We start from the raw sequence: 13,862 nt of genomic DNA on the forward strand, positions 1-13,862 counted from the left end.
CCCTTCTTATCAGAGAGGGGCGCTCTTCGTTCGGAATTCTGCCTTTTGTTGGAGCAGGCTTTCACGATGCGACCAACAGAACGATCTACTGCGACTACGGCAGTTGTGGATTGCTGATCACCAGTCCGCGATCCTCCGCGAGAATGCGGTTCATGTCATGGAGCATCGCAATTTCCGTTTCTTCGAGCGCTGCATCCAGATCGTTACTGTCGTAGATATCGACCGGCGTGTAGAGATCCAACTCATTGCTTGGCGGGATGTAGGCCGGGATGACCGTCTCTGTGCCCAGATCGCCAGGATTGATGCTGGGATTTTGCTCGATTTCGCGTAGCATGATCGGGAGACGCATACCCAGGTCGTGCAGGCGACGCCCTTCCAGAAATAACACTTCTTGGCGCATCAGGTAAAGCAAACGCGCGAGCTCGGTAGCGGTGGCCGCACCGTCGATCTGATCTTCGGTGACTGACGTGCTAGACACCGTAGGCGTTTCCACAACGCCCGGACGGGTGAGGACGAGTCCCTCTACGAGATCACCGCCGGGCTCAAACGCAATTGCAATCTCAGCGGAACGCGGACGCGGATTAAGGTCATTGTCGAGGCGCTGATCATCATCCTCTATTTCCGCTGTTGCTCGTTCGAGGGCAATCGTGCGAGCATCCTGCAGGTGCTCCTGCGCTGAGCCGGTATCACCGGCGTCGAGAGCAGCTTCAGCAAGAATAAGGTGCATTTCCTCCGCTTTTGCAACGGCAATAGGCGCAGAGCGCGACGTGTACTTCGGATCCAGGAAGTCAAGACGCGGCAGGGGCTGCAGTTCTTTCAGCGCCCGGGTTATGATAAACAGGTGCGCCGGGTTCACAAGGTTGTCGGCATCGTAATCCTGTGAAAACAGGAAATTGGGATCCTGATCGAGAACCGATTGCGCGAAGGAGGCTGCAGCGCCTGCGTCCCCCTGCCCCCGGTAGAGGCGCGCCAAAGCAGCCTCGGCAGGAAGAGCAAGGGCTCCCGAAGGGTCCAGGTCGAGACTCGCCTGCAGATCATCAAGGGCCAGCGTATACAGTGCAGAAGCAGGCACCGGCTCGCCGTCTACCTCAGTGGGAATCGCGGAGAAGTTTTCTGCCTGCATGAGGCGGCCCATACCGCGGTAGTAGTGCGCCTCAGCAAGGAGCGTGTTGGTCGCACTCTCATCTCCTGGGGCGATGTCATCGATCACGAAACTTGCAATAGCATTCAGCTCCTGCAGATTCCAGTAGCTTCCGAATGCCGCTCCTGTCGAGTTAATGACGGCGGTGTTTGGGTTGATGAGACTGGGGAAGTCCATGTCATTTCCGCCGAGCCCGGTGCCATTGATGGAGTAGTCATCGGTCGCAACGGCTGACGTCACGACGGTGCTTCCGAGAGCACGGGTGAACTGTGCGCGTATGCCGGGAAGGAGTGCCGAAACCGGCTGCTCGGCAGCAGCCAGGTCGTCGTCGGTCGTACGCGGATTCTCAACATCGGTCGGGTCCAGGAAGTCACATCCGGCTATGAGCAGCGTGAGAACCGCAAGGGTCGCGAGTGTTGATTTAAGGAACGTGTGTGTACTAAACATAAAATGGGCGGGTTGAGGGTAGACAGCAGCAGATTAGGGTACGTGGGTGTCGCTTGGAGCGCTACAGCGTAACCTCCAGGCTCAGGCGCACTTGGCGCGGCGGCGAGAGCGTAATGCTCTGCGTGCCTCCCAGCTGCAACCCCCCTCCACTGGTTATGCCAGCCAGCTCAGGATCAACCAGGTCTTGTTCGGAGAACGTAAACAGGTTTCGACCCGAAAGCGAAAGTGAAGCCCGCTCAATGTTTAGCGCCCCCGTCAATTGGTCGGGCAGCCGGTAGCTCATCGATACCTCGCGAATCTTCAGATAGTTACCACTCTGCAGCAGCGATGTACCCGCTTCTGCCGTGCTGAAGAGACCAACCTCATTGCCGTCCTGATCGAAGCGTGTTGGGCGGTCAGCACGGACCAGTCCGTTGAAGGCCGACCAGTGGCTACCCCAGTCGAATACCTCGGCTCCGGTGGCCCAGTCCGCCAGGGCGAAGATGCTCAGGTCTTGGAAGAGCGTGAGCCGTGTGGTGAAGGCTCCGGTATGGTTGGGATACGGTGTGGAGCCCGTAAACCGAAACTCGGACGCGTCGAGCAAGCCGTCACCATTGCTGTCGAACGGCGTAGCGGCTCGCCACGCACCAACCGACTGCCCCTCGCTGACGCGCTGCTGGGCGCTGACCGTTTCGGTAAGGCTAAAGTCAGCAGCACCACCCATATCGGTGACCTCGTTCTTCACGTATCCATAGGAAGCACCCAGCGACCATGTCGCGTTGCGCGTATTCAAGACGCGAACATCCATATCAAGCTCAATTCCTCGGTTCTGGATTTCCCCGATGTTACGCAGCTGCAAGCCTCGTCCAGTGACAGGCTGTTCGGGAATGGAGAAGATCGCATCGGACGTTACAGCATTGTAGACGGTAAAGTTAAAAGAGAACAGATCGTCGAAGAACGATGCTTCAATGCCTCCTTCGAGGGTTGAAGTCCGCTCAGGGCCCAGGTCCGTGTTGCCGGGATTGTCGAAGCGTGGCGCCGCTTCCCCACGAAATGAAGCAGCCTGGAACGTTACGTCGCGTGCAAAAGGCGTCGGAAACTTGCCCGTTTCGCCATATGCAAGCCGTAGCTTAAGCTCGTTCGTGATATTGCCGTATCCAAGCCGCTGCCAGAACGGCTCATCGGAGATGGTATAGGCTACGCCCAAGCTCGGATAGGCCTCTAAGCCGACAGCCTCACCAAACGCGCTGTTTCCATCGAAGCGGAGCCCCGCGTTGATAAAGACGCGGTCATCAATGCCGATCTGCTCACGAAAGAAAAACCCACCGTTGAAGACTTCACTCCGCTGCTCATCGGCAATGATAGAACCGGCTTCGCCGAAGTCTTCCGTACCTGGAAGCGCAAAGGTTTCAGCATCGGCGAAGATGATGCTTGTTTCGTCGCGGAACCCTTGCACTCCAAAGGTAAAGTCAGACGTGATGCGTCCTTCCCGTGGATAGCTGAGCGTTCCAACATATTCGAGCGTTACCGACTTAAAGTCACGGTTAAACCGGGTCAGCGACCCACTGTCGAATCCGGTCAGCGGATCCGCTTCTGAGGGATTGCGGAGCCGCTGTTCGTTCGTGCGACTGTCAATGCCTGCCGTGAAGCGCGAGCTAAACAAGTCGGAGGGGGCGTACTGCGCATTTACGGAAAGCGTAAAGCGGTCGACACCTTCTTTGATGCGGGGAAGCAAGAACAGGTTCAGGGCCTCGTCGAAAGTCCCCTGCCCCGAAAAGAACTTGGCATCGCCTACTTCAAAGGCGGTGAGTGGGTCGGCAATTGCTGTTCCGTTATTGAGGCGTGAGAAATTTGACCGCGTATATGCTCCTGTAAAACCCACGTTTAGGTCTTCTGCAAGCTCGGTCTGCACGTTACCGCGCAGCGCGTAGAGCGTACTGGCGTTGTTAGGCTGCACGCCACCACTCTGCTGTACCCGCCCACTTACATTGTAGGTCATGTCGGCGCTTCCACCTGACACTCCCACATAGTAGTTCTGCATGTGCGCCGTGCTGAGAATCTCATCCCGGATGAAATTTGAGCGCCCGAAGTCCGGATCATCGGGATCCTCTACGTTGCCGGCAAAGGAAAACCCGGTATCACGGAAAAACTTCGTTGTGGGCACGTCAAGTCCCTGCTCAACTCGAAACCGAACTGTTGGACTCCCTTCCTGACCACGGCGCGTAAAAATCTGGATAACGCCGTTGGCTGCGTCGGATCCGTAAAGCGTACTTGCCGCCCCGCCCTTTGTGATCTCGATGCGTTCAATGTCGTTGGTGAGCAGATCGGAGAGCGCGGAGGTTGACTCGCCCCCAAAACTAAAACTCGTGCCCGAATTGTTGTCTACGCGCACGCCATCCACGTAAATGACCGGTGTCTGGCTTGCGAAGGCACTGGTGATGCCCCGGAAGTTGATGAGCGCGCCCTGGCCCGGCTGAGCGGACTGCATGCGCACCGAGGAGCCGGGCACACGCCCTTGCAGCAGCTGATCGACGGAGGCCACGGGAGCTTCCTCAATTTCGGAGGCCGAGATCACGCCCACATCAGCCGACAGCTTACGCCGTTCGACGCTCTGCCCTTGCCCTGTGATAACGAGTTCATCCATCTGCATCAGGTCTTCGCGCAGCGTGAAGTCTTGTACGACTTCTTCGCCGGCCTCGACTGTCACCGAAGCGGTTTGTGCGCGAAAGCCCACAAACTGCGCTCGGATCTCGTGCGTGCCTGTAGCGACGTTCTCCAATCGGTATCGGCCTTCTGCATCCGTAGCCGCCCCCCGGTTCAGGGATGCGATCACTACATTCACCCCGGGCATGGGGTCGCCATCATTCGAAACGACTTGCCCAACGATGGTCCCGGTTTCGTCCTGGGCGTGAGAGACAGCCGGGGTGAGCCCCAGCAAGAGAATAAAAAGGCCGATATACCAATGTAATTTCATAGAGCGACGTCTGTGTAAATCATACGGTTAGTTTTGTTTGTGCTGTTAACACAACGTAAATCTGCATACTTCGCTCAAAATATGCAACCGCTTCATGCGTCTTCTAAGCAAAGGAAGCGCTTACATATTATTAGTTAGTCAGACTTTCACAATTTAGACGTTATGCACCGACAAAATAGAATCGACCTGTGCGACCATACTACTTATTGGTAGCACACCAATAACACACTGTGACCATATTTGCGCATGTTAGACCGGTGCATTATTACGCACTCACAGCCTACATGCGTCTGAGCCAGAGTCTATGTTTACGACTCTGCTCGTACTGTCCCTGTGGTATCAGCAGCCTCTGCAGCACGTGAGGAGGCTTCTTTCAGCTCGCGGAGGCCGGTGCCGTAAGCTAAGATGCAGAGCACCCCTGCTCCAGTGTAGAAGACCAGCTGTGCAGCATGGGTAAGAACAGCATATGAAGCGGCGGGCGCCTCAGGCATCCCGTAGAGCACGCCCAATGCAAGAATTGTAATATAGTGGAAGGATCCGAGTCCACCCGGTGCGGGGACGAGGAGACCGAGTGCTCCGATAGCCATGAGCGCCCACGCGTCCGCAAGTCCGATGCCGTAGGGCGCGGCGATATGCAGCATCCGAAACGGGATGTATGCCATCAGCAGATATCCTCCCCACATCCCCAGGGTTGTGGCGACCAGTGCCCACGGGTGTTTCGTTCTGCGCAGGGTGTCGATGCCATCCCAGAAATGATGCAGCACCGGCCGAACGACCAATCGGTACCAGGCGCGTATTCGCCGGGTAGCATCGGGAAACAGCCAGGATCCTATCATGGCAAGTAGCGCAGCGAAAACGGCGGCGAGCGCCCCCCAGAACGCAAGATCTCCCATCCACGGGGGAAGCTGAACCGGCGCCGCGTCGAGAAATTCGCCGATCCGCCCTCGTACGTACCAGAGCCCGGTGATGAGCGCTACAGCCAGCACGGCGGTGTCGAGCATCCGCTCTACCACGACGGTACCAAACACACTGCTAAACCGCAGGTGCTCCTTAAGCGCCAGGTGCCCCGTGCGCGCAAACTCACCGGCACGAGGAGCAACATAGTTGGCCATATACCCGATCATGGTAGACGCAAACGCAGTCATGAACCCAATCTGCTTGGGTTCCGCCTCCCCAGAGCGGTGGGCACGGTCGGGTAGCATGCGAAGAAGCAGCTGCCAGCGAATCACACGCAGCACGTTGCTCCCCAGCACCAGCGCCGTCAGCGGTACTAGCCACCAGTAGTTCGCGTGGCGAAACGCGTCAACCAACGCCTCCCATTGAATTCCGCGAAACGCCAGATAGAGCAGCGCCGCCGCCAGTACCATGCTCCCCCCGTTGAAAAGCCACGTGCGCAGGCGTTGCGTAGTCATAGGTAACAGTAGATGCAGAAGGAGCAAACAGAACGGATCCCATAGAACGGATCCTGTAGAACGGATCAGGCAAAACGAGTCGCTGCCAACTATGCGCTACCGATCTTCGCGCAGGTCAACAATCTCAGCGTACTCGGGCGGATCGAACGTGAACAGCTCTTCGGACATCTCAGGGTTGAGCACGATCTCGCTTAGCTCAATGCGGATGTGCGTCCCGCTAAAGTCGGTGAGTTCCAGCGCTGTGATCGTCGTATCGTTGGAGCGCACCCACAGAATGAGCGTCTCATACTCGGCCTGTGGATCTTCAGCCTGCAGCGTCAGGCGAATGCGACCGTCGCTGACTTCTTCGCTCGCTTCCAGCCGAAATGCGTCGCTGAAGCGCGAAAACAGGGTGGTGGGCGTTGCCAGATCTGGGTCTTGCTCTCCAGGTTCTGATATGATGACCTGTCCGCGCACTCGGTTGTAGACCCACGTCGTTGCTTGATTGGACACGACCGTTTGACCGCTTCCCTCGACCCGAAACGCGTTTGGCGTTGCATACAACATGCCGCCACGCTCCATGCTCCCACCGTCGATAGGCGAATCGACCGACTGCTGGTACTGCGCTTGCAGTCCGCTTAAGGCTGCGTAACGATTCTGCACCCGAGTCAGCCAGTCTTCGTCGGCTGTCTGTGCGTGGACCACCGGTACGCTGCACCAGAGCCCAGCAATTACAAAGAAAACAGATAATCTCATGAGCGTGGAAAGCTTGTAATACACAGAATGCACGTATCCCTTCGGACGCGTTACTAAGAAGGTCCACAAAAGAATCTTCGAGTCTGTCACTGCGAGGAGCGCCAGCGACGACGCCGTCTTGGGCTCTTAGTCTTGGGTCTTATAAGCAAGATAAACCGGGTCTAACTGGCGCATGCGATCGCCACGTCGGTCCGCAGGCTTCCTCCTCGCGGCTTCCTCCTCACGATGACAAGGTATAAACGTGTTTTATATGCTGCCTGTCGGGGATTGTCTAAACGTAGGGGGGTCTTAACGCAGGGCCCGCCGCAACTCGTATTGGAGGGCCTCGCATGCTATCCGTGCCCGGTCTATGTGCCGGGTCTATCCCGTACAGCCCACGCGTTTGGCGATTGGGGTGTCCTTTGGTATATTGGCGGATGCGTACGGGGTTGCCCGCTCCTACGTAGTTTCAGCAGTGGTTCGCAGCTGCGCAGACGAAACGCAGCGCCCCACACCGAGACGTAGACTGCTCTTCCCCTAAATTGATCACGCAGATGACCATGGTTCGCATTACCGCCACCTATGAAGGCAGGCTCCGATGCTCCGCCATCCACGGCCCGTCGGGCGATACGATCACCACAGATGCCCCGGTCGACAACCATGGACGCGGGGCGGCATTTTCACCTACCGATCTTGTTGCTACCGGACTCGGCACGTGTGTAGCCACGATGATGGGCATTGCAGCCGACCGTCTGGAGGTTGACCTTAGCGGGATGCATGTCGACATCGCCAAAAAGATGACAAGCAATCCGCGTCGTATTGATCGTCTTCAGGTAGAGGTATATCTGCCTCGCTCATACGATGATGATACGTTTAAGCGGCTGCAGCGAGCTGCGTACGGGTGCCCGGTGCAGGAAAGTCTACACCCAAGCGTCACCGTCGATCTCACGGTTTACAACCGTACGTCAGAGTAAGCCGGAAGCGCAGCACGAAAACGATAGCGCAGCGCCCATCAAGAGCGTACCAACGGTTATCCAGCCACCATCAGAAATGCGAGGATGCTGGCCAGGGCATCACGCATCTTCTCAAACGCACGCTTTACCTGCATCTTAATGGCCGCTTCAGTCGTGTCGATCATCTGTGCGATTTCACGGTACCGATAGCCATATTCCCGCAGCTCGATGATGCGACGAGCTTTCGGGGAGAGTGCCTCCAGCGCCCGCTCTACGTCTACCCCCGGCAGACTATCGTTAGCCTGTGTGGTGCGCTGAAGCGGCTTCTCGGGGTCGAACAGGTTCTCTTTCATGTCGTAGCGCCCCCGGTAGAAGTCCTGCAGCTCATACAGCGCACCCTTCATTGCAAACGACTTGAAGCTTCCAGGCTTGCGCAGATCGTCAATTCCGTTGTGCACGCGAAGCAGCGTGTTCTGCACCAGATCGTCGACGTCGGGCCCTCGGCCGATGCGTTTGATGAAGTAGCCGCGCAAGATGGGCTCCAGCGCCGTAAGCAGCGCGTCGCGGGCCTGTTCGTCACCCGCTTGGGCAGCGCGCACCCGCTCAGGCGCAAAGTCGGCGGGGTCAGACATAGACACAGATAGTAGTAGGAAACGATGAGTGGGTGAACATGGTACACTACAACATGGCATCCTTAGTGTGAACCCCGACATATTCATTCCGCATGAATTGACCGGGGTATTGGGGCGTGTGGTTACGCCCCTGATGCTGTTGATCGCATTTGTATTTCGTCATTCAACCGACCACACACCCATGAGCCTGTACGACTTGCACGACGCCCAACTGGACGATATGGACGGGGAGGGGTTTGCGTACTCCGAAAAGACCGTGTACGGCAAAGCTTACAAAGGGGTGTTCTTCGCAGAGAACGCGGAAGACATCGAGACCCTGGCCGAAGGCGATAGCGACGCCACCTTTACTGGTATCCTCTATGACCGTAGCCGCGAGCGCGAAAAATCGTTCACCGTTGACGTCACAAATGTGATTAGCACACCTACGGGTGAGCGGGCTGACTTTGTAGCCACCGAGAAGCCGTAGCGCTTCCCCTTGTTTCAGGCACAGGCTCTTCTCCTGTGCTGCTGCATGATAAGCACGCTGGTTTGCCTGTTGCAAGCCGGCGTGCTTTTTTTGTCGTGGGTCCATCCGAAGTGATCGCTATCCAGGAAAAGGGATTTCCTGGAGCGAGCCCTTCCTTCGCTCCGCCAGTTCTCTCAGCACGTCTACCCCTTAGAATTGAGCGGCCCTCTTTCTTACGCTCAAATCGACACTGTTCAATCGCCTGCTCGGAAGTTATACACGATGCCTATCTGCGGTGCACTGTTCACAACATCAAATCCGACCATTAATGCCACCTGATGCTGATTCCACACCAGCCCGGGTGATACGATCGGCCGCGAAGCGATTTCGCCACGCTCCTGCTCGAAGAGCAATCCAAGCCCCAGTGCTGGCTGAAGCGCTCCGGCCCCTACGTCGGTGAATCCGCGCAGTTGCACGCCGAGGCGCTCCGTTCCTTCGCCGGTGAGCACAGCTCCGCTAATTTCTGCCTGCAGCCATACGCCTCTGCTCGTACCCGTCCACCCACTCGTGAGTCCGATTGGCGTGTTCGACGAGCCCGATACGCCGATACTTCCGCCCACGAAGGCTCCGAGTCCGACAACGGCTGCAGCACCCATCGCCGCCGGCCCCAGACTGGGCGCGTCGTCGTCATCGTCGTCGGAGCGGCTGCGCCGGCGGTCGCTACGCGGCTCCTCGTCCGCCCCGGCCTGCACATCGCCGCGCCCGCCTCGCGTGGTGCGGTCGTCCTCCGGCACCGGCGTGGCCGTGGGTGGACGTGCCACGGTGCGGGTGCGCGCACCTCCGAAGACGTAGCCGGTGCGGATTACGAAGACAGACGAGGTACGGCGGGTGCGCGGTGGCGCAGGGTCTGCACGGGGCTGCCGCTCTTGCCGCGTCTCTTGTTCTCTCCGGTCGCTTCGTTCAGCAGTGCGCGGCACCTCGGGCGGCCACACCTGTACGCGCTCTACATCCACAATCTCGAAGGCAGGCTGTTCAGCCAGCAGCGCACGAGCCTCTTCCGCATCCAGCCCGTCAAAGAGCTCCTGCAGCGGCACGTTGCTCCAATTCAGCGAGACGGTTTCGGGACGCGGCCCCACATCCATCTCTTCGAATGCAAAGAGCGTGGTAGCGCGAGGCGAGCCGTCGACCACCGCCTCTGCAATCAAGTAGATCTGCTCCAGTCGGCCGGGGCCTGCGACGTCACTGAGCGGACGAATGCCCTCTTCTCCCGCATGTACCCAGTCGCCGGGCGACCATGCAAGCTCAAACTGCCAGTCGACGACGGTATCGCGCAATGCGTATTCATAGTCGACACGGATCCGGTCAAACTGCGGCAGCCAGCGGGCCTCGAGTTCCTCCTGCCATTCTGCTACCTGCTCGCGATCGGGCCAGGCGAAGAGATCCATCGTTCCTGCTCCAGCTTCTTCGGCCATAGATGCTTCAGGAGCCCCCTGACCAGCAGCCGACAGGGGCATGCTGAGCAGACCAGCAAGAAGGAACGCTGCGCCAGTTAGGCGTGAGGGGGTAGACATAGAGGTTGACACGAAACAGTGTAAGATACAGGCGGACACGTGCGTCTGTCGCATTCACGTATAAAGACGCACTCAGCGCTGCTTTCGTTACATCGCACTTCTGCCACGGGAAACGCGGTGCGGTATGTACGACGCCACATGTACGGTGCCCCACATGCGCGCCTCGCATGCGCGCGCCTTGCACGATCAATCTCCGAAGCAGGCATTTGTGCCTGATGATCACCGTTCGACCGCTTCGGAAGATGCTACAGGTAGCGCCAGGTCGTTCGTCCAGTAGGCGTTTGCACCCGGACGCTTGGTAATCAAGCCACGTTCGAACATCCAGCTCTCAAGTGCTGCGTAGTAGTCGGTTGTCATTCCGAAGTCATATGTGAAGCACGGAAGCGTAGCCGCGAAGGTTTTGGGCGTAAGTGTATCGCCAGGCTCCACGTCGGCACGGTGGCGGTAGATATCAGCTGCAGACTCGGGCTGCTGGTGCAAGAAATCGATGCCTCGGCGCAGCACGCGTACAAACCGTGCAAACGCATCACGACGCGCCTGCAGATGCTGTGGGGTGGTGATCATGATAAGCTGGCAGAAGTCGGGGATACCCCAGTCCTTGAGTGCAAAAAAGCCAGCGTCAAGACCGCGGTGCTCTGCCTCGACCAGTTCGAAGTTGTAGAATACAAGCGTGGCTACATCTGCCTTGTCGTCGGCCAGCGCGTCGGTATGGTAGAAGCTGTTGTTGACAGGAGTAAACCCATCCGGGTCGACGGTACCCCCATCGTGCTCAATCATTGTCTGTACGATTGCAGGACCGCCAGGGCCTGGAGCACCCGGATACTGAATACGAGCCCCCACCATGTCTCGCGGACGCTCAATGCTCTGCCCTTTCAGATACATGACACCACCATTGGTATGCAGAAAGCGGGCGAATCCCACAACGGGCGCCCCCTCCGCACGATCTTCGACAAGATGAAGTGGCTCAGTGATAGCTACGTCGAGCTTGCCGTCTTCAATAGCTTCAACGGCGTCCATGTGGGCGTCGGGCTCAACGATCTCAAGATCGAGGTTCGCCTCCGCAAACCACCCATGCTCTTGCGCAATGAGGAGCGGAGCGTGATCGGGATTTAAGAACCATTCGAGTCCTAAACGAAACGTATTCATAGCGTGTGCTGGTCTGAATGAGATGACAATAACGCATCAGCCAGCAGTGCCCAGGCCGCGATGCAGCGCTTCTGCATCGCAAACGACGGTGCTTCCCTACGCCGGTGCCATCCGGTTCAGGTTCAAAGGGTATCTTTTCAGCCCTTACTGTGGGCACCCCCAGCTTATTTCAGTATACAAACAGCACTACCAGAAGTTAAAATTGCGAGACGCGCACACATGCATGTGAGGCTAAGATATCGTATGTTCACAATACGACTGTAGCTGTTTGCCCTTTCTTGATGCATCGCCGTGTATGACCCCGAAGCGCCTTATTTCGTCCCTTACGTTTCGTATCGAGCGCTGGCTTCAGCGCGGGTGGCTTCATCAGCTTGCAATAGCAGCGCTTCTCGTCGTCGGAATTTCCATTACGGCCGGATGCGCGGTATGGATTGCGACAGACGCCTTCTCGGGCCCTGGCGAAGCCATCTGGTGGGCGTTTCTACGGCTTTCCGATCCTGGCTATCTGGGCGACGACGAAGGCCTCTTGCTGCGCGTTATCTCAACAGCGGTTACGGTTGCGGGCTACGTGCTTTTCCTTGGCTCACTCGTCGCGATCATGACCCAGTGGCTTACAAATAAGATGACGACGCTCGAACGCGGGCTCACGCCCATTGTAATGCGCGGCCATGTCGTTATCTTGGGCTGGACGGGCAGCACGCTCGATGTGGTTCGCGAGTTGGTCGTTGCACGTGGGCGCATGCACCGCTTTCTGAAGCGGCGGGGGCTGCGGAACTTTCAGCTTGTCATTCTGGCTGAGGAGGTTACCGCTCACCGGCGGCTTGAACTTGCTGAACACATTGGGACCGAGTGGGATGTGAACGATATTATCTTGCGTTCCGGCACCCCGCTAACAGCTGATCATCTCGCCCGGGTGGATGCCCTAAACGCCGCCACCGTTATTCTGCCAGGGGCCGACCGCCAGTCGACCGACACCGCCCACGCAGATACGCGCACCGTAAAGACGCTTATGACGCTGGCCCGCATGACAGCACGCAGCGACTCTCCCTCGCCAATGATCGTGACCGAACTGGTGCGCCCAGATACCATCCCCGTTGCGCAAGCTATCAGCGGCACGAACCTGGAAGTCGTCGAGAGCGGCCGTACCATCGCCCGGCTCGTCGCTCAGACGACGCGCCACCCCGGCCTATCTGCCGTTTATAGCGAACTGCTTTCGCGTGAGTATGGAAACGAGATCTACCTACAAACCCATGCAGCCGTCGACGGACTCTCGTTCCAGGAGGCGGCCGCGTGGTTTCCTCAGGCAACGCTCTTGGGCGCTGTACGAGGCACCTTCCCTTCCAAACACGCTCACCTGAACCCTCCCCCCGAGTTCACATTTGAGCCGGGCGACCGCCTGGTACTCATCGCGACAGCGCACGAGTTCACCACACCGACGGCTCCTTCCTCTCATGAGGCATCTCCCCTCCCTTCGCTGTCCCCCTCTGCTCCCACCACACCCTCAGACCGCACAGGCAAGACGCAGCGCATTCTATGTCTGGGATGGAGCCAACGCGCCGAGCCCCTCTTTCATGAGTACAGGAGCTACACGCGCGAGCAGTTCGATATCACAATCGTGTCTACCGTATCTGCCCGTCAACGCAACGCCCACCTGGCCTCACTGCCTGAAACAGATCGACTGCGTATAACCCACGTAGAGGCCGACTACACCCGCGAAGCCATGCTCGAATCGGTTCATCCTACCACGTTCGACACCATTCTTTTTCTGGGAAGCGACCGCTTTCAATCCAGCGAAGAGACCGACGCCCGCACCTTGCTTGGCTACATGCTTCTCCAAAAACACCTTGCCGAGTCCTCCTCCACCCCTGACCTGATCATTGAACTTGTGGATGCGAGCAACGCCCGCCTGCTTGAGGGTCGGACCGGCGAGGTTATTGTAACGCCTGCCATCATGAGTCGCATGCTCGCTCACGTAGCCCTGCAACGGGAATTAGGCATCGTGTTCGGCGAGCTGTTTGGACCCAGTGGCGCTGAGATCTACTTCCATGCGCCGCACCGATACGGCATCGAGCGCGGTGCCACGCACTCAACCCGCGCCTTGCAGCATACCGTCACCGAATGCGGCGCCACGCTTATCGGGATCCGTGACCACCGGTCCGGTACCAGCACCGTGCACTTGAACCCCGCGAACGACACATCCTGGACGCTTACTCCCAACACCGAACTCATCGTGATTATGACGTACTCACAGCTCTGACATATCCTGCTCAGTAGGCCATTTTCTGCCGGCGTGTCTGTATACCGGCCATCTTTTGGCTTTTCGCAAGGTGGTACGTGCAAAGAAAACGCAAGGTACAGCCCCTGGCAACGCGTCAATCCGTACAACCATGTCATGGATGCCGAAAACCAATGCAGCAATTCCGCTGCATTCCTGCCATCTGCTTGTTA

10 protein-coding genes and 1 riboswitch are annotated in these 13,862 nt (G+C 57.9%); of the genes, 3 read left to right on the forward strand and 7 right to left on the reverse strand.

Going from position 1 to position 13,862, the window contains the following annotated elements:
* Window positions 1-94: 94 nt before the first annotated feature.
* The 4 genes from ACZ48V_RS09925 to ACZ48V_RS09940 all read right to left on the reverse strand — a co-directional run bounded on the left by ACZ48V_RS09925 (window position 95) and on the right by ACZ48V_RS09940 (window position 6,688).
* Window positions 95-1,588, reverse strand: coding sequence for a hypothetical protein (locus ACZ48V_RS09925; RefSeq protein ID WP_464538693.1), 1,494 nt, complete (start codon window positions 1,586-1,588; stop codon window positions 95-97).
* A 61-nt stretch (window positions 1,589-1,649) separates the two neighbouring features.
* Window positions 1,650-4,541 carry a SusC/RagA family TonB-linked outer membrane protein gene (locus ACZ48V_RS09930; RefSeq protein ID WP_464538695.1) on the reverse strand — a complete coding sequence of 964 codons (2,892 nt, stop codon included), beginning with the start codon at window positions 4,539-4,541 and terminating at the stop codon, window positions 1,650-1,652.
* Window positions 4,542-4,849: 308 nt separating this feature from the next.
* Window positions 4,850-5,953, reverse strand: coding sequence for a lysylphosphatidylglycerol synthase transmembrane domain-containing protein (locus ACZ48V_RS09935; RefSeq protein WP_464538697.1), 1,104 nt, complete (start codon window positions 5,951-5,953; stop codon window positions 4,850-4,852).
* A 96-nt stretch (window positions 5,954-6,049) separates the two neighbouring features.
* Window positions 6,050-6,688 (reverse strand): LolA family protein, encoded by a 639-nt coding sequence (locus ACZ48V_RS09940; protein ID WP_464538699.1) that lies wholly within the window; start codon window positions 6,686-6,688, stop codon window positions 6,050-6,052.
* Between the two features lie 539 nt (window positions 6,689-7,227).
* Here ACZ48V_RS09940 and ACZ48V_RS09945 point away from each other — a divergent pair.
* The gene (locus ACZ48V_RS09945) at window positions 7,228-7,641 is read left to right on the forward strand and encodes an OsmC family protein (RefSeq protein WP_464538700.1); all 414 of its coding nucleotides are present in this window, start codon (window positions 7,228-7,230) and stop codon (window positions 7,639-7,641) included.
* A 56-nt stretch (window positions 7,642-7,697) separates the two neighbouring features.
* Here ACZ48V_RS09945 and ACZ48V_RS09950 read toward each other — a convergent pair whose 3' ends face one another.
* Window positions 7,698-8,252, reverse strand: coding sequence for an RNA polymerase sigma factor (locus ACZ48V_RS09950; protein ID WP_464538702.1), 555 nt, complete (start codon window positions 8,250-8,252; stop codon window positions 7,698-7,700).
* A 181-nt stretch (window positions 8,253-8,433) separates the two neighbouring features.
* Between ACZ48V_RS09950 and ACZ48V_RS09955 the strand changes: the two genes are divergently transcribed.
* Window positions 8,434-8,718 (forward strand): hypothetical protein, encoded by a 285-nt coding sequence (locus tag ACZ48V_RS09955; protein WP_353563026.1) that lies wholly within the window; start codon window positions 8,434-8,436, stop codon window positions 8,716-8,718.
* 233 nt (window positions 8,719-8,951) lie between these two features.
* Here ACZ48V_RS09955 and ACZ48V_RS09960 read toward each other — a convergent pair whose 3' ends face one another.
* Together ACZ48V_RS09960 and ACZ48V_RS09965 are read right to left on the reverse strand one after the other, a co-directional pair.
* Window positions 8,952-10,268 carry a hypothetical protein gene (locus ACZ48V_RS09960; RefSeq protein ID WP_464538704.1) on the reverse strand — a complete coding sequence of 439 codons (1,317 nt, stop codon included), beginning with the start codon at window positions 10,266-10,268 and terminating at the stop codon, window positions 8,952-8,954.
* 219 nt (window positions 10,269-10,487) lie between these two features.
* Window positions 10,488-11,414 carry an ABC transporter substrate-binding protein gene (locus ACZ48V_RS09965; protein ID WP_464538708.1) on the reverse strand — a complete coding sequence of 309 codons (927 nt, stop codon included), beginning with the start codon at window positions 11,412-11,414 and terminating at the stop codon, window positions 10,488-10,490.
* Window positions 11,415-11,490: 76 nt separating this feature from the next.
* A riboswitch (TPP riboswitch) is annotated at window positions 11,491-11,585 on the reverse strand.
* Between the two features lie 124 nt (window positions 11,586-11,709).
* On the opposite strand from ACZ48V_RS09965, the gene ACZ48V_RS09970 reads away from it, so the two are divergent.
* Window positions 11,710-13,671 carry a CASTOR/POLLUX-related putative ion channel gene (locus ACZ48V_RS09970; RefSeq protein ID WP_464538710.1) on the forward strand — a complete coding sequence of 654 codons (1,962 nt, stop codon included), beginning with the start codon at window positions 11,710-11,712 and terminating at the stop codon, window positions 13,669-13,671.
* The last annotated feature ends 191 nt before the right edge of the window (window positions 13,672-13,862 follow it).

The sequence above is a fragment of the Longimonas haloalkaliphila genome, assembly GCF_055379825.1.